This window comes from Streptococcus chosunensis (assembly GCF_003626515.1).
Taxonomy (GTDB): Bacteria; Bacillota; Bacilli; order Lactobacillales; family Streptococcaceae; genus Streptococcus; species Streptococcus chosunensis.
Genome location: NZ_RBCK01000001.1, coordinates 226,986 through 249,526, shown reverse-complemented (window position 1 = coordinate 249,526; position 22,541 = coordinate 226,986). Strand labels below are relative to the sequence as shown.

At 40.7% G+C, this 22,541-nt stretch carries 19 protein-coding genes; all 19 read right to left on the bottom strand.

Annotated features, from left to right (window positions below):
* Positions 1–9 precede the first annotated feature (9 nt).
* On the bottom strand, positions 10–5,907 hold the full coding sequence (locus D7D54_RS01185; RefSeq protein WP_120718628.1) for a ZmpA/ZmpB/ZmpC family metallo-endopeptidase: 5,898 nt from the start codon (positions 5,905–5,907) through the stop codon (positions 10–12).
* A gap of 2 nt (positions 5,908–5,909) precedes the next feature.
* Positions 5,910–6,473 (bottom strand): TIGR01440 family protein, encoded by a 564-nt coding sequence (locus D7D54_RS01180; RefSeq protein ID WP_162496580.1) that lies wholly within the window; start codon positions 6,471–6,473, stop codon positions 5,910–5,912.
* A gap of 114 nt (positions 6,474–6,587) precedes the next feature.
* A complete protein-coding gene (locus D7D54_RS01175) occupies positions 6,588–8,279 on the bottom strand; it encodes a cache domain-containing sensor histidine kinase (RefSeq protein ID WP_120718626.1) in 1,692 nt (563 codons plus the stop codon).
* Positions 8,276–9,013, bottom strand: coding sequence for a response regulator transcription factor (locus D7D54_RS01170; RefSeq protein WP_120718625.1), 738 nt, complete (start codon positions 9,011–9,013; stop codon positions 8,276–8,278). The genes D7D54_RS01175 and D7D54_RS01170 overlap by 4 nt, the downstream gene beginning before the upstream one ends.
* A gap of 70 nt (positions 9,014–9,083) precedes the next feature.
* Positions 9,084–10,196, bottom strand: coding sequence for a peptide-methionine (R)-S-oxide reductase MsrB (msrB, locus tag D7D54_RS01165; protein ID WP_020902213.1), 1,113 nt, complete (start codon positions 10,194–10,196; stop codon positions 9,084–9,086).
* Between the two features lie 9 nt (positions 10,197–10,205).
* Positions 10,206–10,769 carry a redoxin family protein gene (locus D7D54_RS01160; RefSeq protein WP_000759264.1) on the bottom strand — a complete coding sequence of 188 codons (564 nt, stop codon included), beginning with the start codon at positions 10,767–10,769 and terminating at the stop codon, positions 10,206–10,208.
* Between the two features lie 13 nt (positions 10,770–10,782).
* Positions 10,783–11,493 (bottom strand): thiol-disulfide oxidoreductase-associated membrane protein CcdA2, encoded by a 711-nt coding sequence (gene ccdA2, locus D7D54_RS01155; RefSeq protein ID WP_020902214.1) that lies wholly within the window; start codon positions 11,491–11,493, stop codon positions 10,783–10,785.
* Positions 11,494–11,659: 166 nt separating this feature from the next.
* Positions 11,660–12,208 carry a GNAT family N-acetyltransferase gene (locus D7D54_RS01150; protein WP_020902215.1) on the bottom strand — a complete coding sequence of 183 codons (549 nt, stop codon included), beginning with the start codon at positions 12,206–12,208 and terminating at the stop codon, positions 11,660–11,662.
* Positions 12,209–12,512: 304 nt separating this feature from the next.
* Positions 12,513–13,337, bottom strand: a complete 825-nt coding sequence (gene nadE / locus D7D54_RS01145; protein WP_120718624.1) for an ammonia-dependent NAD(+) synthetase — start codon at positions 13,335–13,337, stop codon at positions 12,513–12,515.
* Positions 13,334–14,794 (bottom strand): nicotinate phosphoribosyltransferase, encoded by a 1,461-nt coding sequence (locus D7D54_RS01140; protein ID WP_120718623.1) that lies wholly within the window; start codon positions 14,792–14,794, stop codon positions 13,334–13,336. The genes nadE and D7D54_RS01140 overlap by 4 nt, the downstream gene beginning before the upstream one ends.
* Positions 14,795–14,909: 115 nt before the next feature.
* Positions 14,910–15,398: a DUF6773 family protein gene (locus D7D54_RS01135; RefSeq protein WP_120718622.1), complete on the bottom strand. Its 489-nt coding sequence runs from the start codon at positions 15,396–15,398 to the stop codon at positions 14,910–14,912.
* A complete protein-coding gene (locus tag D7D54_RS01130; protein WP_001812672.1) occupies positions 15,388–15,597 on the bottom strand; it encodes a helix-turn-helix transcriptional regulator in 210 nt (69 codons plus the stop codon). Before D7D54_RS01130 ends, D7D54_RS01135 begins: the two co-directional genes overlap by 11 nt.
* A gap of 373 nt (positions 15,598–15,970) precedes the next feature.
* Complete coding sequence (locus D7D54_RS01125) at positions 15,971–16,381, bottom strand: GNAT family N-acetyltransferase (protein ID WP_020902219.1); 411 nt, start codon at positions 16,379–16,381, stop codon at positions 15,971–15,973.
* A 100-nt stretch (positions 16,382–16,481) separates the two neighbouring features.
* Entirely contained in the window at positions 16,482–17,846 is a 1,365-nt protein-coding gene (locus tag D7D54_RS01120) for an amino acid permease (RefSeq protein WP_070842508.1), read from the bottom strand.
* 73 nt (positions 17,847–17,919) lie between these two features.
* Positions 17,920–18,402 carry a transcription elongation factor GreA gene (greA, locus tag D7D54_RS01115; RefSeq protein WP_000818768.1) on the bottom strand — a complete coding sequence of 161 codons (483 nt, stop codon included), beginning with the start codon at positions 18,400–18,402 and terminating at the stop codon, positions 17,920–17,922.
* 60 nt (positions 18,403–18,462) lie between these two features.
* Positions 18,463–20,157: an endolytic transglycosylase MltG gene (mltG, locus tag D7D54_RS01110; protein ID WP_020902220.1), complete on the bottom strand. Its 1,695-nt coding sequence runs from the start codon at positions 20,155–20,157 to the stop codon at positions 18,463–18,465.
* 79 nt (positions 20,158–20,236) lie between these two features.
* Positions 20,237–20,731, bottom strand: coding sequence for a GNAT family N-acetyltransferase (locus D7D54_RS01105; protein ID WP_020902221.1), 495 nt, complete (start codon positions 20,729–20,731; stop codon positions 20,237–20,239).
* Positions 20,728–21,189, bottom strand: a complete 462-nt coding sequence (locus D7D54_RS01100) for a GNAT family N-acetyltransferase (protein WP_020902222.1) — start codon at positions 21,187–21,189, stop codon at positions 20,728–20,730. Before D7D54_RS01100 ends, D7D54_RS01105 begins: the two co-directional genes overlap by 4 nt.
* Before the next feature lie 9 nt (positions 21,190–21,198).
* A complete protein-coding gene (gene murC, locus D7D54_RS01095) occupies positions 21,199–22,533 on the bottom strand; it encodes a UDP-N-acetylmuramate--L-alanine ligase (RefSeq protein WP_020902223.1) in 1,335 nt (444 codons plus the stop codon).
* Positions 22,534–22,541 lie beyond the last annotated feature (8 nt).

Below are 22,541 nucleotides of genomic sequence, written 5' to 3'. Positions count from 1 at the left end.
TACTATTGATTATGCTTTAGTGAATAAATCACCAGCAAATCCATCTGATTTCTGCAAGAGTTGTTTGTAAACCTTCCATTTAAGATCTACAGTATTCTTGAAATCATTACCTTGAAGGTCTTTTTCGACCGCTGCATCAAATAAGGTCTGAAGTTGTGCGTAAGTTGAAATCTTTTGACCATCGATTTCAATTTCAACAAAACCTCTTTGGGCTTTTTCGTGTACTTCATGATACCATGCTTTCTTCCATGCTTCTAAGCTTTGGAATTTGCCGTTAGAAACTTTATTAATAATAAAGTCATCACCAAGACCTACATTACCAGCAGCTTTAGATTCTTGCTTGTATTTGTTTGATGCATAACCTAAGAACCCGTCTAGATAACCGAAGTAACCCCACATACGGAAGGTATTATGTTTGAATGAGATTGAACCAACCGCACTCTTACTTGTATTACCACCATAAATACCTGTCATCATATTTACTACAGTATAAGCAGAATCAAATCCTTCAGTACGGTAATGACCATTTCCTGGTAATCCATGTTTCGTTGCAAAGTTTCCATCAACCAGTTGATCAATACTTGTCAGCTTCGTATTCTTTTCGCCATCATTCAAATCACGAACTAAATCCCATTGGTGTGGTTCACCAACTAAGCCATTGCGATCCGCTTTTTCACGATATTTCTTATCGATCTTCTTGAACCACTTATCATTTGTTCCAGTATTTTTCTTGATGACAGACTCAGCTTCTAAGTAATCAAGCATCATCATGGATTCATTGTAATTCTTCATGTAGTGATCGATTTTCTCACGACTATTTAACACATTCGGATTATAGTTGTAAATTTGATTTCCATCATTTTGACGTTCGTAAGCCATGTTTAATCCTAAGGCACCATATTCACCATTTGGATTTGAAACTGATGGTGATTGTAACATACCTTGAGCAAAGGCTTCAACATCTGTTCCTTCACGGTGACGCCATGTTCCTAAGTAGGCCATACGGTCATTGATGTGAGTTGTTTCGTGAGTGAATGCAGATGTACCAAAATCACTAATCATGCTTGAGATGATGTAATATACAGCCTCTTGTGGTTGTGGATTTTGGAAGATATAAGCGTATGCGCCCATTCCATTGTATCCATGCCACTTATCAGTCGGACCATAGAATTCACGAATTGGAGCAAAATCGCCTTTCTTCGTATGTCCCATACGGTCAACCCATCCCAAACCTGGTACATCATGGTTATCCCAAATTGCAGATGGTACCATATTTTCACTCTTAAGAAGATTATTTCGTACATTATCTGCAGCAAGTCTTGACCAGAAGTCTAAATAATTGATTTGTTCTTGTGCACGTAAATCAACTTGCTTCTTGAACGCTTCACGTTCTTCTGCTGTGTTCTTACCATATTTCTCAAATGAACTAAAGGCAATGGTATTATAGGTCGTAATTAAAATCATATGCGCTTTCTTCAAATTCAGAAGTGGTAGAATATAACGTCCGTGATGTCCATTATTAATTACTTCATACAATTTATGTTTCTTATTCGCAAAATCAGGATTTGATGATTGTTTCTCAACAACATAAGCGTTGTCTGCAATGTTGTTCTTGAACCAAGTATTCATATCTGTTTCACTAGTGAATAATTCCATGTTGTACTTCAGGAATTCGTGTAAGTTAGCTTTACCAGTAGCACTTGCAAGGGCTCTGTTAAATGCATCGTGTGATTGATCACCTTTTAGGTTGTTACCATTTGAAGCGAAGCTGATTAATCTATCAAGTACGTTAACGTTCTTACCGTAGAAATCCGGTTTGAAGGTCATCATATTTTTGATATTTAATCCGTCAAATTTAATTCCATAGTATTGGTTTAAGTAAGCCAGAGCTAACATGATTTTAGCTTTGTTATCTTCAACTTTTTTAATCAATGCACGTTTAGCTGCTTCGTCCGTATTTAATTGATGGTCTTCATTTTCAACTAAAGCTTTAACTAAAGCATCAAGATTATCTTTTACTTCTTTGAAGCTTTCTTCCATGTATAACATCTTAGGATTGTTATTAATCTTACGAACTTCATCTGAATCAAGTTCAACAGAAGCTAATTTAGCTTTGATATCGCTGATCAATTGTGTCCTATCTTTAACAACCATATTTGGTGTATAGACAATATCACCCAATCCTTCAATACTATATTCACGAACTTGTTGAACTTTAGATTCTTTTTGTGTAATAGCTTTAATTTCTTTCGTCTTATCAGCGTAATGGATCATGATGTGATCTGCATTTGATAAATCAGTCACAAATTGACCATCTTTCATACCTGTAACAGATAACACCTCTGTAGTTAATAATTTAGAACCAGCTGGAATCTTGTTACCTTGGTTTACAATCCATTCTTTATTGTAGAATGGTTGAAGTTTTTCGATGTTACGATAAGCAAGTTCGCGAGATGCGTCATAATCTTGAGTATCTTTATAAGTATCTGTTTTTGGTTTTACGTTATTAAGTGCATCTTCAACAAGAGGTTTAATTTCAAACTTATCAGCTGTAATTCCGAATGATTCTATTTTTTTATTTGCATCTTCTAGGCTGATTTCTTGGATTCGATTACTACGAGAACCGTTAAATGAGTGAGAACCTTCACTCACATCTTTAACAACGTAGTTTCTTTCAATCCAGTTTTTTGTGTAATATCCACCTTCTGCTTCTAAATCTCTAGAACCGTAGAATTCTTCACCGTTTTTGACTTTCATCATTGAAACTGTGTCAGCAACACGTCCCCATGTCCAGTTCTTACTAATGAAACCACCTACCTCAACAGGGTTCTTCACATCAATAGTTCCTTTAGTAACAGCGTTACGAACAGAAGCGTATTTATCAATACCATTAGGATCAGAACCGTTATCGGTTCTAGCGACAAGTCCACCAACACGTGCTCTATCTGCAACAATATCAGCATCTACGTATGCATGTTTAATATTACCACGCCAAAGTTCTCCGGCGATACCACCAAGATCCCAACCTTTATTACCGACACCTGTTAGTTTACCGATGAAAGCAACATTTTTAAGAAGTCCACCAGTATCTCCTTTATTTACGATACCAGCAATACCATCTTTACCAAGGATACTACCAGTTACCTTAACATTTTCAACTGTGGCATTTTTAATTACTCTTGATAGTGCGGAAATATTTTCAATCCAAGGCATATTGATATTAACATTACCTAAGTTAATGTTTTTAACTGTACCGCCTTCAACGTTATCGAATAACTGACGAGCCATATTATGAATGGTATATTGTTTACCGTCAACACTTGTTAAAGTTCCGCTAAATTTACCAGGTACATATTGTTTATTCGGAGTTGGTACATTTGCTGCATTCAAATCTGCACCAAGTTTAAAGGTACCACTTGGATTAGCTATCATAGCCGTTACTAGGTCGTTAAAGCTATAATATACATCACCATCGTGTGCTTTTTGTTTTTCAAAATAATGAACATACTCGTTTGCCAATTTAGAAACATCTGTGTGTTGAACTAAATCAGGTGCTTTGGCAGTGACTTTGTATAAAGTTTTTCCGTCTTTTTCTACTTCTTCAATCTTGTCAACAGCCAGTCTTGTAACTTTGTTGTCGTGAGTTGTAACTCGTAGGTAGAGTGGAGCAACATCAGCTGGTTTTTCTGTCAGCAAACTAGTATCTGTTTCATTACCGTCAGCATCCACACTCATCAAGCTTGTTTCTTTGATGTTTTTGATTTCAACTTTTTTGAGGTCAATTCTTAGCGGTTCTTCTTTCAGAACTTCTTCCTCATCACCCTCACCACGGTCATAAACCATCTTCGTTTCAAGTTTATAATCCTTGTAGTACTGCAAATCTGTCAAGGTCGTTGTCAAGTCGTCTGGTGAAACATTCAAAGTTTTAACAATTTCATCACCCTTTTTCAGAGTTAGAGTGATAGATTTAATGGCTGCTTTACTTGGATTTTCCAAATTATAACGAATTTGAGATGATCGTTTCAAATCATTAACATCAACAAGTGACAAACTTAAGATTGGTTTTTCAAAGTTTTTAGTTCCTAATTTGACGATACGATCTTGGTCTAACTCCAGAACCTGTTCCACAATTTTAGGTGCTTCTTCAGTTTTTAAACCTTTGAGAGTTTTGTAAGTCTTGGTAACTTTTTTCTGCCCATCTTTTCCTTCTTGGACAGTAACTCTTTCACCCTTTTTCAGTTGGTCATCTTCTTTAAGAACTTCCTTAAATGGAATCTTTTCAAGACTTTCTTCCACCAGAGTTCCTTCAATTGGTTTTGTCCCACGGCTTATTTTTTTAGTGACTGGTTCTTTGACAACAGTAGTTGTTGTATTTAAAACTTGGTCAGTCTCAACACCTTCGAGAGTCTTATAAGTCGTTTTGGTAATTTTACTGCCCTTTTCTCCATCTTGAACTACAGTTTCTTCATCCGTATATTTGGTTGGATCCTCGATAATTTCTGTCTTATAGTCAATCTCAGTAGTAGTTTCTTTCGTAACCGCTCCCTCAGTTACTTTGTACTCAGGTAACTGTTCTTGTATAAGGGCTTGACCTGCTTTACCTTCCTCTTGTGTACCTTTTACTTCTACTTGGGCTTCTGGTAATTTTGGCTGTGTGAGAGCTTGACCTGCTTTGCCTTCCTCTTGGGTACCTTTTGCTTCAACTGGAGCCTCTGGTAGTTCTGGTTGTGTTAGAGCTTGACCTGCTTTGCCTGCCTCTTGGGTTCCTTTTGCTTCAACTGGAGCCTCTGGTAGTTCTGGTTGTGTTAGAGCTTGACCTGCTTTGCCTGCCTCTTGCGTTCCTTTTGCTTCAACTGGAGCCTCTGGTAAGGTTGGTTGCGTTAAGGCTTGACCTGCTTTGCCTGCCTCTTGCGTTCCTTTAGCTACCTGATGCGTTGGTTCAGCTTGTGGTACTGGAGTTGGGGCAGGTTGCTCTTCTTTCTTAGTTCCGACTGCAATGACTTGCGAAACAGGATTTTGAACCACTTGGTCTTCGATGACTTCTCTAACTTCTTGACCATTAACCATCGATACTTTGGTTACAATGCGACGCTGACCATTTACTCCAGCTGTGACGATACGAGTCTGTCCTTCTGCTAGATTGGTATCTGGGCTTGTGACTGTTTCAAAAGGAATATCTACCAAGCTCTCTTCCAGTCTTGACTGAGGTTTCTCAGAAACTGGTTTTTCTTGAACTACTTCTGTCTTCTCGATTTCTTTTGAACTTTGCTTTTCGACTGGCAACTGAGGCTGTTCAGCTGAAGCTGGTCTTGATGGATGGAGTTCTGCTTCCTTGAAGTATCCAATATACTCATAGCCATCAATGTGGATAATCCCTTCAGCCAAGCCTTCATGTGTAGAGGCTGAAATAGTTTGGTTATAAGAAAGCAATTCTTTATTTTCAAACGCAAATGTGGTGAAAGGAACAAAGTTGCTTGCACCAATCGAACTAATTAATAAGACACCAAGCACCTTACCACGATGTTTTTTAGAGATTAATAAAACAGCCAAAGAAGCCGTAGCCAACCCTATACCAGCCAAGGCTAATTCTTTACTCCCTGTATAAGGAAGTTCTTGGTAGGTACTAACTTTCTTTCGATACACTGCATAGATAATATCATCCTCTTGAAACTCCGAAGGGACTTCATGGTGAATTAAGGCTTTTTCAGACTCGGTCAATTCCTGCTCCGCCAAATATCGGTAATGAACACTATGAGCACCACCCACTTCATTGGCTTGCACCTTATCTACTGAAAGGGTACTAGCACCAAAAAGGAAGGCCCCGATAGCTACAGGACCTACCCCAACAGTTAGCTTACGAATCGAATATTTTGTGATTTTTTCTAGTTGTTGTTTTGTTTTTCTCATTCTTATGACTTTCTAATAGAATCTTGTGGATAATGCGCACGCGCACCTCCAATTAATTTTGGACGGCTAGCAAGAGCCGTTACATGGGCATGACCAATTTCTCTCAAAAGAGGGCGAATCGGAACCTGAACATGCTTGACATGCATACCAATTGCAGTGTCTCCGATATCCAATCCAGCATGAGCCTTGATAAATTCAACCTCAACTGGATCTTGCATAAACTTGAAGGCTGCCAACTGACCTGAACCTCCTGCATGGAGAGTAGGAAGGACACTGACGATTTCCAGACCAAACTGCTCTGCAACCTGACGTTCAACAACGAGGGCCCGATTGACATGTTCACAACCTTGAACGGCTAGATGAATTCCTTTTTCCTCTAGGATGTCTAGAATGGTCTTCACAATGATTTCCCCAATTTCTTGGCTGGATTCCTTGCCAATCTGACCACCTATCACCTCACTAGAAGAAAGGCCCAAAACAAAGATGGATCCTTGCTTCAAATTGGCCTTTTCTAATACACCTTTTACAATCTGACTTGTTTCTCTTTGAATGTCTTTTTCCTTCATACTTGATACCTCTTTTGTCATTATCTATCATATCGTTTTTTCTACGTTTTAGCAAGATAGACAACTTAGAAAGCTTGCCCAATTACGCATAAAACTCCCAGAATTGACTGGGAGTTAACTAGTTTCTATTCTATTTATGTATATTTCAACTGTCGTACCTTTTGAGGGAATAGAATCAATCTTCATTTGGTAATCTTCTCCAAAGTGAAGTTTGAGCCGTTGATCAACATTTTGAAGACCAACTCCCCCACGTTTGAGTTGACTTTGACTACTATCGCTAGCATCTTGGAAACCAACCCCATCATCCTCAATGCGGATGACTAGTCCTGAATCCTGTTTCTGAACAGAAACTTTAATATGACCCTGACCTTCTTTTTCCTTGATGCCATGGTAAAGAGCATTTTCTACTAGAGGTTGCAACACCAGCTTGGGCAAGACTAGATTATCGAAGGCAGGATTTTCATTAATTTCGTATTCCAGCTTATCCCCATAGCGTTGTTTCTGGATAAAGAGATACTGGCGGACATGGTTAATTTCGTCAGACAGGCAAATCAAATCTTTACCCTGATTGAGCGCTAGGCGGAAATAAGTCGCCAAGGACTTGGTCACCTGAACCACTCGCTGACTATCCTGAAATTCAGCCATCCAGATGATGGTGTCCAAAGTATTGTAGAGGAAATGGGGGTTAATCTGGCTCGATAGGGCTTGAAGTTGGTACTGACGGGTCGTCTCTTCCTGCCTGCGAATATCCGTCATCAGCTGATCAATCTGATCCAACATGGCATTGAACTGACGAGTCACTTCTCTCAGTTCATGGGCACCAGTTTCCTTGGCACGAAGATTCTGATTACCAGAAGCAATCTCCAGCATGGTTTCTCTCAAGTCATTCAGAGGAGCAATCCAGCGTTTAAGACTAAGCCACACCAAGCAGAGACAGGCAAGAAGAGATGTGACACTGGCTCCAAGCAAGGTCCACATGAGTTGACTCCGAACCTGGTCTAACTTCTCCAACGAAGACACACCAAGCACCGTCCAATCAGTTCCAGCAATCCTTTCCTGACTGACATAGGATTGGTGGTCTGGAGTATAGCCCTGCCCTGTCTCAATGTAGGGTTTCATAGCCTCCATTTCGCTAGACGAACTATAAACTGTGTGTTGAGGATGATAAACAAATTCATGGTTTTCATTGATGATAAAGGCAAAGCCCTGCTGCCCCAACTGGAGTTGATTTAGATAGGCTTCCAGAGTTTCATAAGAAATATCCAAACGAAGTACACCCAGATTGGCTCCCTTTGCATCAACAAGTTCTTGAGTGACAGAAATGACCCACTGACTATCTGATTTACGAGCTGGTGTCAAAACGGGCTTAGCTCCCTGATGAATAGCCTTTTGGTACCAATCCTCAGCCATCATATCAGAGGAGGTTTTCATCTGCACACTATCATCTGTAGAAATGACCTGACCGGATTTGGTGACCAGAACAACAGTTTTCAAGTCCTGGTCTGCCTTCAAGATAGTCAAAAACAGATTTCGGATTCCCTTGACCTTGTCTTGACTGGGATTCTCAGCATAAGCTAGGACGTCCGCCTGCTGGGTCAAGCTAGTCGAGGTGGTTTCTAATTTTTTGATATAAGAATGGATAAAGTGACTAGTCTGGCTGATAGTCGTTTGGCTATTGCCTTCAATGGTAGCCTCAATGGCTGAAGAACTAGATTGATAGTAGAAAGTCCCAACCAGAGCTAGGAGAATGAGAAAGACCAGAAAGATAGAAATAACCATTCTAACTAGGAGTGAAGAACGCTTCATCGACCTTCCCCCTTCTTAAACTGACGAGGTGTCACACCTGCAATCTGTTTAAAACGTTGGGTAAAGTAGTTCATATCTTCAAAACCAACCTTCTCTGCAATCTCGTAAATTTTCAGATCCGTAGTTAAAAGCAAGAGCTTGGCCTGTTTGACACGTTCTCGCACCAAATAATCCTGAAAAGGTAGGCCCAACTCTTTATTAATCAAAGAACTCAGATAAGTCGGACTAAAGCCCAAGTCACTGGCCAAAGACTTTAAACTAAATTGGCTATCAGCCAGATGGGACTGGATTTTCTGGGCCATATTTCCCTCAAACTTATCGGTCAATAAATCTTGTAATTGCTCTTCCTTTTCTTCCTTATCCAACTTTTGCTTGATTTTCCCCAACATTTCCTCAATATCCTGACGAGAAAAGGGCTTGAGCAGGTAGTCATCCACACCTAGTTTGACAGCAGACAAAGCATAATCAAAATCATCGTAGCCTGTTAAAAAGACCAAATGAACCTGAGGATAGGTTTCTCGGACCAGACTGGCCAACTGGATGCCATTTAGCTGAGGCATGTTGATATCAGTTAAAATGATATCTGGCACCTGCTTTTGAATCAATTCCCAAGCCTGCCTTCCATTTTCAGCCTGACCGATGATTTCCATATCGTAGGCTGCTACATTGACCAGCTTGGTCAAACCTTGTCTTACCAGATATTCATCTTCTACGATTAAGATTGTGTAGGTCATGCTTCTCTCCTTTGTCACTTACTAGTATCAGTATAGCAAAATTCTCCCCTAACTGCTTAGGAAAGCCCTCTTAATCGACATAATCTAGTAAATAAGCGTAGCCTTTTTCTTCCATTTGGTCTTTGGGAATAAAGCGGATAGAGAGACTATTAATACAGTAGCGCAAGCCACCCTTATCCTGAGGTCCATCCGTAAAGACATGGCCAAGGTGAGAATCTCCAACTCGGCTTCGCACTTCCATGCGTGTCATATTGTAAGACTTATCTTCCTTGTAGGTGGCAACATCTGGACTGATGGGTTGGGTAAAACTAGGCCAGCCACAACCAGACTCAAACTTATCCTTTGATGAAAAGAGAGGTTCACCAGTTGCTACATCCACATAGATACCAGATTCAAATTTATCCCAGTAGCGGTTTGAAAAAGCTCGTTCTGTTTGATTTTTTTGAGTAACTGCATACTCCTCAGGTGACAGGGTCTTTTTCAATTCCTCATCACTTGGTTTGGGATATTTGCTGGCATCGATGACGGGGTAGGCCGCCTGATTAACATTGATATGACAGTAGCCATTTGGATTTTTCTTGAGATAATCTTGGTGATAATCCTCAGCCACCACAAAATTCTTCAAGGGCTCCTTTTCAACTGCCAGAGGTTGGTCGTACTTCTTAGCAACTTCATCAAAGATCTGGTTGATTACTTCCAAATCCTTGTCATCTGTGTAATAAACACCGGTACGATACTGGGTACCCACGTCATTCCCTTGTTTATTTTTGCTGGTTGGATTGATAATGCGGAAGTAATGAAGCAAGATTTCCTTGAGGGAAATTTGCTTGGCGTCGTAAGTCACATGGACGGTTTCCGCATGTCCAGTTTGGTTAATCAATTCGTACTTGGTTGTTTCCCCTCTACCATTTGCATAGCCTGAAACGGCATCTGTCACTCCGGGAACGCGTGAGAAGTATTCCTCCACTCCCCAGAAACATCCTCCAGCTAGATAAATTTCATGCAAGTCTGCGTCTTTACTCACTTCTGTTTTTTTCACTGTTTTTCCTCCTTGGCTAACTGATGCTTTCTCAATTTGCGAGCTATCTGTCTGCCCTGCATTTCGCATCAATAGAAAATAGAAACCGGTTATGGCTAGGAAAAAAATCCCTGCCAAGACAAACAATTTTACTTTATCATTCATGGCCTTTTTCTACCCCATTTCTTTCAATGTTTTTAAAATCATATCCTTATCCATAAAACCTGGTTGCGTTTTGACCAGCTTGCCTTCCTTGTCTATAAAGGCTTGAGTTGGGTAAGAACGGACACCATAACTTTCCAAAAGTTTGCCTGATGGATCAATTAGAACTGGGAAATTTTTATAATCCAAGCCCTTGTACCAGTTCTTAAAATCCGCTTCAGCTTGTTCTCCCTTGTGACCAGGAGACACTACTGTCAAGACCACATAGTCGTCTCCAGCATCCTTAGCGATTTCGTCCGTATCTGGAAGGCTGGCTAGACAGATGGAACACCAAGAAGCCCAGAATTTGAGATAGACTTTCTTGCCCTTGTAATCAGACAAACGGTAGGTCTTGCCGTCTACACCTGTCAATTCAAAATCAGCAACTGCTTGACCCTTGGTGGCAGTTTGCGAGCTGACTTGTTCTGTTTTCGTTTGCTCCTTCATAGTAGACTCGTCTGACATGTTTTTAGCCGAACAGGCTGCCAAACAACAGATTGAGCCTACTCCAAGGAGACATGTTTGCCATTTTTTCATTTCTTATTCCTCTCTATTCAAATAATGTAGTCAAAATGGAAGCATTTCCCAAAAGCACCAAGATTCCCATCACGATAATGAGGAAACCACCCACTTTTTTGAGGGTTCCGAGATAAGGATGGAGTTTTCGGAAATGTTTCAAAACATAGCTGGAGGCGAGAGCTAGAACCAAAAATGGTAGTGCCAATCCCAGCGTGTAAACCAACATGAGACCAGCTCCCTGCCAAGCACCTGAGCCACCTGAAGCCGCCAAGGCCAAAACAGAGCCAAGAACCGGCCCCACACAAGGCGTCCAAGCAAAACTAAAGGTCAACCCCAGTAAAAATGCCTGACTATAGACCTTACCCTTTTGCCCCTGTCTCTGTAGTTGTAGCCTTCTTTCCTTGTAGAGTCCCTTCAAATGTAAGACTTCCATCTGGTGCAAGCCCAAGAGAATGATCACCGCACCCGTCACATACTGAAACCAAGAAGCATACAGCAAATTGCCTAAAAAACCAGCTCCATAGCCTAATAAGATAAAAACAAAGGAAATCCCCGCTATAAAGGCCAGAGTTCTCAATAAACTAACAACTGAGATTGAAAATTTTTCGCTAGAAGCCTGAGAACCATCTTTGTCATCCAGTAAGACCCCTGCATAAACCGGTAACAAGGGTAAAATACAAGGAGAAAAGAAGGAAAGAATTCCAGCAAGAAACACACTGATAAAAAAGATTATATTATCCATTGCCTTCCTCCATTCTTTGATTTGATAGGACTATTATAGCCCCAAAACTCCAGAAAAAACAGGGACAATGATAGGGAAAAATAGGAATTTAATCAGATTATGTAAAAAATATTGCAAAAAAAGCCAGACAAAGTCTGACTTGGATGGAAACTGAAAAGAAAATTCACTAGTCTTCACTACTTACCTGATAATAAATAAGGTCCGCAAGATAGCCTTTTCTCTCTACACCATTGGCAATAGTTTTTAGATAGGACATTCCAGCCTTCTCCATGACACGACCTGAAACTGGATTGAGACTAGCATATCGTGCTCTGACATCTTGAAAACCTGCTTGAGTAAAACAGAAATCCAAGACAGCTTTCAAGGCCTCCGTCATCATACCATGACCCCAGTATTTCTTGCCTAACACATAACCAATTTCACAAGAAGAATCGTTCTCATCTATTGCAACGATACTGATATCTCCGATCACTTGCTCCGGCTTTTCTTTGAGACAAATAGCCCATTTGTAATAGTTGGGATTAGCATAGGAAGCAACCCAATTACGAATGGTATTTCGAGTCACATCGACATCAGGATGAGGATCCCAAGTGACATAGGTCAGATTCTCAGCAGACGAAGCCCAATTCTGAAACATGGCTTCTGCATCACTCTCCACAAATCTTCGCAAGATTAAACGATCTGTCTGTAATATTTGCGTACTGATTGCTTTCATGACACTACCTCACTTTCTGATAGATGATTCTATGTCCAATCTCCATTGAAACTTGTTTTTCTTTTGAATCTCAATACTCAAGATAAAAAGGTCCACCGGACTTTCCTCGTTCTGGTATTTCTAAACTCGGGGTTCAAGGTTCCTCGGACCTTCTCTCACTTTCTTATTTCAAGGTGAGAGGCTGAAAACCTCCACTAGAGGCTATTCTTGCTCTCGAGTTTCAAGGCTCAAGCTAAAAAGGTCCCCCGGACCTTCCTCGCTTACCTGTTTCCATGCTCGGGGTAAAAACCTCCACTGGAGGTTTTTACTCCCAAAAGTCATCAAAGACGGTGATTGGTAGGTGGCGTTTATGTTGGCCTTTGTGCCACCAGTTTTCGATAGTCGTTTGGGCTTCTGGGCTGATTGTTTTGCCTTCTAGGTAGTCATCAATCTCTTCATAAGTGACCCCGAGGGCTACTTCGTCAGCTAGGCCTGGTTTGTCTTCTTCGAGGTCTGCTGTTGGGATTTTTTCATAAAGGGCTGGGTCTGCGCCAAGTTCCTGCAAGAGTTGTTTTCCTTGACGTTTATTAAGGCGGTAAAGAGGGAGAATATCCGCACCACCGTCACCAAACTTGGTAAAGAAACCTGTGATATTTTCCGCGGCGTGGTCTGTTCCAATAACCGCTCCGCTATGGGAACCAGCAAGGGCATACTGAGCAATCATACGGCAACGAGCCTTGATATTGCCCTTGTTAAAATCTGAAACAGGACTACCTGTCGCTTCAACTGCAGCTGTCATGGCATCTGCCGATTCCTTAATATTAACTACCAAGCTGACATCTGGCTGGATGAAGGCAAGGGCTTTTTGAGCGTCTGCTTCATCAGCTTGCACTCCATAAGGTAGGCGGACAGCGATAAATTTGTAACTGTCATCTCCCGTTTCTGCTCGCAGTTCTTCCATAGCTAATTGGGCCAATCGACCTGCTAAGGTTGAGTCTTGCCCTCCAGAAATCCCTAGTACAAAGGTTTTAAGAAAGGGATGTTTTTTCAGGTATCTTTTTAAGAAATCAATAGAACGACGGATTTCTTCCTGGGCATCAATCACTGGTTTTACGCCCAGTTCTTGGATAATCGTTTCTTGCAAACTCATTCTTCTTCTCCTTCACCGAGGGCTTCCTTGCGCATCTTGTCAATCAAGTCCATCTTGTCTTGCCATACATCACGCGCCAAATCCACTGGATAATGCTGCGGATTGAGCACACGCTTGTATTCATCCCAAAGCTTGTCAAATTCCTTACGAGCATAATCCTGAATCTCAGTCAAGCTAGGCAGGTTGTAAATCAATTTTCCGTCTTTGAAGATATCCACCAAGAGAGGAACGGCATCAAAATTACGAACGGTCTTCTTGATGTAGGTATAAGTCGGATGGAACATCTTGATTTCTGTCATGTCGCTCACATCCACACCGTCATAAGTGATGTAGTCGCCTTCTGACTTGCCTTTTTCACAACTGGTAATGCGCCACACCTGCTTCTTACCAGGTGTTGATACTTTTTCCGCATTGTTTGACAATTTAATGGTATTGCGCATGTTCCCATTTTCATCTTCAATCGCAACAATCTTGTAAACAGCCCCAAGAGCTGGCTGGTCATAGGCTGTAATCAGCTTAGTTCCCACACCCCAGACATCAATCTTGGCCTTTTGCATCTTGAGGTTGAGGATAGTATTTTCGTCCAAATCATTAGAAGCATAAATCTTAGCCTCTGTAAATCCAGCCTCGTCCAGTTGCTGACGGACTTTCTTGGAAATGTAGGCAATATCCCCAGAGTCAATCCGCACACCCATAAAGTTAATCTGGTCACCTAGCTCACGCGCCACCTGAATGGCAGCTGGAACTCCGATGCGAAGGGTGTCATAGGTATCCACAAGAAAGACGCAATTTTTGTGGGTCGCAGCATAAGCCTTGAAAGCTTCATAGTCGTTACCATAAACCTGCACCAAGGCATGGGCGTGAGTCCCCAAGACAGGAATGTCAAAGAGTTTACCAGCACGCACATTGCTAGTTCCATTGGCACCACCAATCACCGCTGCGCGTGTTCCCCAGATGGCCGCATCCATTTCTTGAGCCCGACGTGTCCCAAACTCCATCAAGGGTTCATCTTCAATAACCGAGCGAATACGAGCTGCTTTAGTCGCCACTAATGTCTGGTAGTTGACGATGTTCAAAAGAGCTGTTTCGACCAATTGACATTGGGCTAGAGGGCCTTCCACCTGTACAATCGGTTCATTTGCAAAGACCAAGTCCCCTTCTTGAGCAGAACGAACGGTCAACTCCAACTTGAAATTGCGGAGGTAGTCCAAGAATTCCCCATGATAGCCTAGCGATTCCAAATAGGCAATATCACTATCTGAAAAACGCAGGTCTTCAAGATAACTCACAATTCTTTCCAAACCTGCAAAAACCGCATAGCCGTTCTTAAAAGGCTGTTGTCGGAAATACACCTCAAAGACCGCCTTTTTATTGTGAATTCCTTGGTCAAAGTAAACCTGCATCATGTTAATCTGGTACAAGTCCGTGTGCAATGTCAAACTATCATCTGGATACATACTTTTCCTACTTCCTTAGCTAGAAACCCATGAAAATTTTTAAGAACTTTCATGTATTCCAATAAATTAGTACTATTATAACACATTTTGGCTGTATTGAGAAAAGAGTAACAAGCTATTCTCCGCTCTCCAGTTCATCCATGTCTTGTTCAAATTTTTTCTGAGCCCATTCGCCATAGCTCTTCAGACTAAGATTGCCAATAAAAACCCAGGGAAGGTAAATGACATAAGTAATTGCCCAAGCAGACAGGTATTTAACGTTCAAAGGATTGTGCTGATAAATTTCTATGTTGAATTGATAATTCTGTAACATCAAAAGAGCCGTAATAGCCAAGGTTAGGAAAAAACAACCCAAAATCGTAAAATGAAAACGACTATAGTAGGTCACTCCTAGGTAACGGGCACGATTGAAAAAGAAGAAAATTCCTACTATCAGAGTATACACTAGAAAATTCGGATTAAAAAGAGATGGAGCCAACACTGCCACCAAGTAGCTTAGAAGTACAAGCCCAATAAAGAATGAAAAAGACTCTGCCCCAGCTTTATTGATTAATTGTTCTTCTCTTTCGTCTAATAATTGATAATAAAAAAATCTATTTTTCATCTTCTTCCTCCCAAAATAATTGATCCAAAGTTTTGCCTAAGCATCTGCAAATGGACTGGCAGAGGGAAAGACTGGGATTGTATTTCCCCGCCTCTATCAAACCAATAGTCTGGCGCGTCACACCAACAGCCTCTGCCAATTGACCTTGAGTCAAATCAAGCTCTACCCGAGCTAATTTTAATTTTAAATTTTTAGCCACCTGCATCCTCCTTATAGTTTTAAAAAGTTGCGCCTCTTTTTAACATTATTATATCATATATCTAACTTAATGCAATATATAACTGTCATTTTGTAATATTTTATTAACAAAAACTCTCTACCACAAAAAAGATAGAGAGTTTTCTGCTTATTCAATTTTTCCAAAATTTCTACGACATCGTAGGTTTTCACATCTAATGTCTCAGCTGCGATTGGTTTGTCCTCAATATCATCTAGAAAGACACAATTTCTAGGTACTAACTGCTACTGATCGAGAATCTCCTTAAACATTACCCATATCCAGAATTATATCCATCAGTCCACCTTCATACTTATGTGTGAGTCTCTCTTTGTACCATACCTTCATACTCACCTTACAAATCCTTTTGGTAATAATATCTTTGCCCAATGTAGGGATAGTCTTGCAAAGCAAAGACTTCCTTGTAGCCATGTATTTTATAAAAATCTGGAGCTTGAAACTGGTAAGTGTTGACAAAAGCAAAACGACAGTTTCGATTCTTAGCTTCAGTTTCTGCTTGTTGCAATAGTCTTGAACCGATTCCTTGCCCCCTCAGTTCCTCTTTTACGAATAAATACTCGATTTCTAGCCAATTTCCAAAAGTCTCTGCTATCAAACCTGCAAGGAGATTTCCCTTTTCGTCTTCAACGTAAAGATTAAGTGGCTCACTTTCAGCCTCTTCTCTTTTTGAACGGTTATAAACACGAATCAGATTCCCTATTTCTTGTGATTTATGGGATTCCTTATTTTCCAATCTAAAGTACATCTAAACCTCCTCGAAAACTGTTACAGCTTGATTATAGTCTTATTTCCAAAGACTGTCAAACTAGCAAAAACCCACCAACCTGAGTTGATGAGTTTCAAATCTATTTTCTAAATTTCCACTGGCTGTAAATCCCAAAACCGATAATCCAGATAGCTGATCCAATTGCTCCTACAAATGTAGACTCTTGTAAAAAGAGGGTTACAAAGACAAAGGCAAAGAAGAGCATGGTTAAGGGATTTAGGAAACGATAATGGGGCATGAGATAGCCATCCGCCATAAAGTCTGGTGACTTGCGATACTTGAGGTGAGCCACCATAATCAAGATATAAATGGCAATATAGACACCTGATGATGATGCCGTAATCAAGGCAAATGCATCTGAAACACCTGGCAAAACATTGATAAAGGCCGCTAGGGCAATCAAAACTGCTGAGGCAATGATGGCATTTTGTGGCACGTTATGGCGAGAAAGGGTATCTGCCTTGATTGCTTTTAGGAATGGATTTGGCGAATCATGAGCAATCTGATACAAATGACGCCCTGTTGAGTAGAGGGTTGAGTTAAGAGCAGATGCTGCTGATGTCAAAACGACGAAGTTAATCAAGGCTGCCGCCCACTTGATACCGGCCAATTCAAATACTGTAACAAAAGGAGAATCAGCAGAAGCAAGCTCACGCCATGGAATGATAGCCATAATGGCTAAGAGGGCACCACCGTAGAAAAAGGCGATACGCAAAGGAATTTCCTTAACGGCTTTTGGCAAGACCTGGCGTGGATTTTTTGTTTCGGAAGTCGTTACCCCGATAAACTCAATCATGAGGTAGGCAAAGAAAACCATCTGGAAGGCCATGACAAAGTTCACTCCACCATTTGGGAAGAGGGAGAAATTGTCGGCAATATTAGCCAAACTTGCTACTCCATGAGGTGTCTTAAAGCCTGTCAAGACCATAAAGACTCCTGTTGCAATCATGGCTAAAATAGCCACAATCTTGACCATAGCGAACCAAAACTCAACTTCCCCAAAGAGCTTCACCGCGATTAGATTGACCAAGGCTAGAATGGTCAAAAATCCAATCTCAATCATCCAACTTGGCCAGCTAGGGAACCAGAACTGAACATAGTGAGAAATGGCTGTGATTTCCGCCATACCGATAAAGACAACGGATAGCCAGTAAGACCAGACCGAGAAATAACCCCAGCCCTTACCTAAATGGCGCGTGATAAAGTTGATAAAGGTATGTTGCTCAGGATCCTGATAGAGCATTTCCCCAACCGCACGCATCATGAGGAACATGAAAGCTCCAGTAATCATATAAATCAGTACAATAGAAGGACCTGTTAGGCTGATAGAGCGACCCGCTCCCAAAAAGAGTCCTGTTCCGATTGTTCCAGCAATAGCCATAACCTGCACGTGACGATTAGTCAGACCACGCTCCATCTTATTTTTTTTCTTCTTTGAACTCATATAGTCTCCAATTCTTTTTAAACCTAAAAAGGAGCAAAGAAGGATATTTCCCTCTTTCTACTCCTTTTAATCATTAGGCTGTTTTTTCAACCTTCAAGATTTTTACATCATAGCTACCAACAGGTGTTTCAATGGTTGCTGTGTCACCTGTTTTCTTGCCAATCAAGGCTTGTCCAATTGGGCTTTCATTTGAAACTTTACCTGCAAAGGCATCCGCACCAGCTGAACCTACGATAATATAAACTTCTTCTTCGTCCTCACCAATTTCTTGGATAGTGACTGTTTTACCAATCGCTACTTCATCTTGGGCAACTGAGTCGCTATTGACGATTTCAGCATAGCGGATTTTTGTTTCCAAGCTAGAGATTTGTCCTTCGACAAAGGCTTGTTCATCCTTCGCTGCTTCGTATTCACTGTTTTCAGAAAGGTCACCGTATGAACGGGCAATCTTAATGCGTTCTACTACTTCTGGTCGGCGGACCAATTTCAATTCTTCTAATTCTTTTTCAAGTTTTTCCTTTTCCTCAAGGGTCATAGGATATGTTTTTTCTGCCATTTTTCTCAACTTTCTTTCGATAGTATTGAATCTCTATCTGAGATTCTCATGTTTGTAGTCTTAGTTTGAACTACTATTTTGAGTAAGCTTGCTATTGACGTGCTCAGCTACATTACGATCATGTTCTTCCTGAGTCACTGCGTAATAGACTTTACCATCTGTAACATTGGCTACAAAGTAGAGGTTCTCACTCTTCGTTTGGTTGATACTTGCTTCAATCGCGTCCTGACTTGGACTATCCACTGGACCAGGCATCAAACCAGGTTTTGTATAAACATTATATGGTGAATTAATCGATGTATCAATTCCAGCATCATCTGCTAGGCTAATCTTTTGACCGAGTTTGCCTTGAGCATACAAGATTGCAATATTGCTTTGAAGCGGCATACCAAGGTTCAAGCGATTGTAGAAAACACCTGCAATCAACTTACGATCTTCAGTCTTAGCACCTTCTTTTTCAACAAGTGACGCAATTGTTAGCAATTCATTGACTGTCAAGTTTTTAGACTTAATTGCACTATAGTGTGGAGTCAAAGTCTTATCCATAGCAGCTAACATCTCATCAATCAAGCTTTCAATAGTTGTGCTTTCCTTGATAGAGTAGGTCGCTGGGAAAAGATAACCTTCCAAACGGTAACGAGCTCCACTTTCTTTCGTTGGCAAGCTTTCGAGTAGGTTTGGATATTTAGCAACTTCTTGACTGATAAAGTTGTCATCTTGCACTTTAGCCAAGAAAGCTTCCGCTGTCAAAGGTTCTTTAAATTCACCTTGTAATTGACCTACAGCTTGGGCGATTTGATCAATGGTATATCCTTCTGGAATTGTCAAGTTTGCAAGAGATGGAGCCTGAGGTTCAGGTGTACCACCTTTTTGCAGTTCCTTAATGATGTCCTCTGTACTCATGCTCTTTTGCAAATTGTAATATCCAGCCTTCAAATCTGAATAATTCTTATATTTTGCATAGAAAGCAAAAATCACACCGTGTTTAATCACACCAGAATGCTCAAGAGTTGATCCGATTTCTTGGACATTGGCTCCTTCTGGAATTTGAACAGTCACATATTCCTTAGAATTTGCATCAACAGGTAGCAAGGATGACTGAACATACTGATAACCGAAGTAACCACCTGCCGAAATCAAGGCTAGGAAAATCAGTAGAGAAATGAAGAATGCCTTCAAATGTGATTTTTTCTTCTTAACTGGTTTAACTGTCTCACGGCGACTACGTCTAGGAACTGAACCTAGGCTATCTGCCGATTCAGCTAACTCAGATAGCTCATTATCCACTGCAGGAGTACTAACTTCTTCCTGTTGTCTACTTGTTTTATACGACACCGCAACCTTTGTTGGAATCTCGTTAAATTCTTTGTCTTCGTTAAGTTTTACAGGTTCTACTTTTGGTTGAACTGGCTCGAAAACAGGTTCTACTGGTTCAACTACCGCTTCAATTTTAGGTTCTGCAACTTCTTCATTTCCTGCAATTTCATCCGAAATATTATTAGAACGTGATGGAACACCAGGAGCATTCTTTAATATTTGATCCACAACAGAAAGAGAATTAGCCATCAACTCTTCTGCTGAAGGTTCATGTTCCTGAGTTGAAGGATCTACTGAATCTTCTTGAGATAAAGGAGTTTCAAAACTTGTAATCTCGTTTTCTTGCTCACTTCTATCTTGTTTTTTTACTCTCTCTAAATCACGTAAAATTTGCTCTTTAAAGCTTAATTTTTCGTCTTCTCTTGTTTTTTCACTCAAAAGTTTATCCTCCTCGTTGACAATCCATAATATTATATCTTAAAAACGAAAGAAAAGCAACCTAGCATGCTTTTCTCGCTTATTTTTTAGCTTCCCAGACCATATCATACCAGGTTTCCCCTGCAAAGGTTGACTGAGACCGGCCTTCATTGACAAATCCATGTTTTTCGTAGTAGGCGATGAGATAGTCATGACAGGTTAGGTTAATACCTTCTCTTTCGTGTTCAAGAGCCAACTCTTTCAAGGCTGTTAATAATTTTTGACCAAGTCCAAGGCCCTGTGCTTCCTTGGCAATAGAAAGACAGGTCACAGAGATATAACCACTCGGCTCATGACTATAATCTTCTATCTCTTCTGTAAAAGACTGATCTTGCAGATGGCGGTATGGTCCAACTGGCCCTTCTATATACCCCATGATTCTGCCTTCTTTTTCTGCAACCAGAAACGAGGTCTGAATTTTTCGCAAATGAGCTTCAAAAACCGAGCGAGGAATGGCTTCTTCAAGTGAGAAATTTTCTAGTTCAATCTCAACGATACGATCTAAATCTTCTAATCTTGCTTTCCTGATTTTCATTGTGCCTCCAGATAAAAGGGATTAAACCAAATCATACTAAAACCTTGACTAGCTGCATAAAGGGAAGTTTCTTCATCAATAAAACCGTTCATTTCAAAATAGGATAGCAACTCATCAGGACTCTTCAAACGAATAGCTTTGTGATCCAGCTCAACCGCCACCTCTTTCAAGGCTGCAAGAAGAAGCGTGCCCAAGCCCTGTCTCTGATGGCCAGAGTCAATGACTAAAGAATGCATTTCTAGACATTGCGGATTATGTGGCTGAGGATCGCCTAGAACATAGCCCAGAAGCTGATTTTCATCCCTAGCTAGAAGAAAGGTATCCGCACACTTACGGATACTTTCTTCTAAAATATGGGAAGGTTGCTGCTTTTCAGCTGGAAAAGATGAGGCCTGAAGTGCCTCTATCTCAGTTAAATCAGACTTACTTGCCCGAATGATTTTAATTGGAATTTCCATGAGAACTTCCTATTGAACATTGCTTGTCAGGTTAGACAAGAGACGCTCGAATGAATATTCATAGGTTTGGATATCTCCTGCTCCCATAAAGACGTAAACAGCATTGTCATGGTCTAGGAGTGGAGAAACATTTTCAACAGTAATCACTTGGTGTTTCTTATTGATTTTATTGGCTAGGTCTTCTACCTTAACATCACCATGGTCTACTTCACGAGCAGATCCATAAATTTGGGCTAGATAAACAGCATCCGCTTGGTTCAAAGCGTGGGCAAATTCGTCCAACAAGGCAATGGTTCTTGTAAAAGTATGCGGTTGGAAGACTGCAACAATTTCCTTGCTTGGGTATTTTTGACGCGCCGCATCCAAGGTCGCAATAATTTCTGTTGGATGGTGAGCAAAGTCATCGATAATCACCGTGTCATTGACAATTTTCTCAGTGAAACGACGCTTAACACCGGCAAATGTTTTCAAGTGTTCACGCACCAAGTTCAAATCAAATCCTGCTGTGTAAAGCAATCCAATAACGGCTGTCGCATTCATGATATTGTGTCGACCAAAGGTTGGAATATGGAATTGCCCTAATTCTTGACCACGGAAATGAACTGTGAAGGTTGAACCAGTTGTTGAACGAAGAAGATCACTAGCAACAAAGTCATTACCTTCTGCTTCAAAACCATAATAATAAATCGGAGCATCAGACGTAATCTTACGCAATTCAGCATCTTCACCGTAGATAAACAAACCTTTGGTAATTTGTTTAGCATAGTCGTTAAAGGCATTGAAAACATCCTCTAGACTTGTGAAATAGTCTGGATGGTCAAAGTCAATGTTGGTGATAATAGAGTATTCTGGGTGATAAGGCATAAAGTGACGCTCGTATTCGTCAGATTCAAAGACAAAATATTTAGCATTGGCCGAACCACGACCAGTCCCGTCTCCAATCAAGAAGCTAGTATCTGTAATGTGAGACAAGACATGAGACAACATCCCAGTAGTTGAAGTTTTTCCATGCGCTCCAGCTACTCCCATGCTGACAAAGTCACGCATAAAGCTACCTAGGAACTCATGGTAACGTTTGTAGCTAATGCCATTTTGGTCCGCATAGGCAATTTCGACGTTGTTATCTGGACGAAAGGCATTTCCAGCGATAATTTCCATATCACCGTCTAGATTTTTTTCATCAAAAGGAAGAATAGTAATCCCTGCCTGCTCAAGACCACGTTGAGTAAAGTAGTACTTTTCAACATCTGATCCCTGTACCTTATGCCCCATTTGGTGCAACATCAAGGCCAAGGCACTCATACCTGATCCCTTAATTCCGATAAAATGATATGTCTTTGACATGTTTTCTC

Excerpts from the sequence above, each read along its gene's own strand:
- D7D54_RS01105 (WP_020902221.1), bottom strand. The coding sequence starts at position 20,731 with ATGAAAATCAGGAAAGCAAGATTAGAAGATTTAGATCGTATCGTTGAG.
- greA (WP_000818768.1), bottom strand. The coding sequence starts at position 18,402 with ATGGCAGAAAAAACATATCCTATGACCCTTGAGGAAAAGGAAAAACTT.
- D7D54_RS01135 (WP_120718622.1), bottom strand. The coding sequence starts at position 15,398 with ATGAAAAATAGATTTTTTTATTATCAATTATTAGACGAAAGAGAAGAA.
- murC (WP_020902223.1), bottom strand. The coding sequence starts at position 22,533 with ATGTCAAAGACATATCATTTTATCGGAATTAAGGGATCAGGTATGAGT.
- ccdA2 (WP_020902214.1), bottom strand. The coding sequence starts at position 11,493 with ATGGATAATATAATCTTTTTTATCAGTGTGTTTCTTGCTGGAATTCTT.
- msrB (WP_020902213.1), bottom strand. The coding sequence starts at position 10,196 with ATGAATGATAAAGTAAAATTGTTTGTCTTGGCAGGGATTTTTTTCCTA.
- D7D54_RS01125 (WP_020902219.1), bottom strand. The coding sequence starts at position 16,381 with ATGTACTTTAGATTGGAAAATAAGGAATCCCATAAATCACAAGAAATA.
- D7D54_RS01185 (WP_120718628.1), bottom strand. The coding sequence starts at position 5,907 with ATGAGAAAAACAAAACAACAACTAGAAAAAATCACAAAATATTCGATT.
- D7D54_RS01100 (WP_020902222.1), bottom strand. The coding sequence starts at position 21,189 with ATGGAAATTCCAATTAAAATCATTCGGGCAAGTAAGTCTGATTTAACT.
- nadE (WP_120718624.1), bottom strand. The coding sequence starts at position 13,337 with ATGAGTTTGCAAGAAACGATTATCCAAGAACTGGGCGTAAAACCAGTG.
- D7D54_RS01170 (WP_120718625.1), bottom strand. The coding sequence starts at position 9,013 with ATGACCTACACAATCTTAATCGTAGAAGATGAATATCTGGTAAGACAA.
- D7D54_RS01140 (WP_120718623.1), bottom strand. The coding sequence starts at position 14,794 with ATGTATCCAGATGATAGTTTGACATTGCACACGGACTTGTACCAGATT.
- D7D54_RS01120 (WP_070842508.1), bottom strand. The coding sequence starts at position 17,846 with ATGAGTTCAAAGAAGAAAAAAAATAAGATGGAGCGTGGTCTGACTAAT.
- D7D54_RS01160 (WP_000759264.1), bottom strand. The coding sequence starts at position 10,769 with ATGAAAAAATGGCAAACATGTCTCCTTGGAGTAGGCTCAATCTGTTGT.
- D7D54_RS01150 (WP_020902215.1), bottom strand. The coding sequence starts at position 12,208 with ATGAAAGCAATCAGTACGCAAATATTACAGACAGATCGTTTAATCTTG.
- D7D54_RS01180 (WP_162496580.1), bottom strand. The coding sequence starts at position 6,473 with ATGAAGGAAAAAGACATTCAAAGAGAAACAAGTCAGATTGTAAAAGGT.
- D7D54_RS01175 (WP_120718626.1), bottom strand. The coding sequence starts at position 8,279 with ATGAAGCGTTCTTCACTCCTAGTTAGAATGGTTATTTCTATCTTTCTG.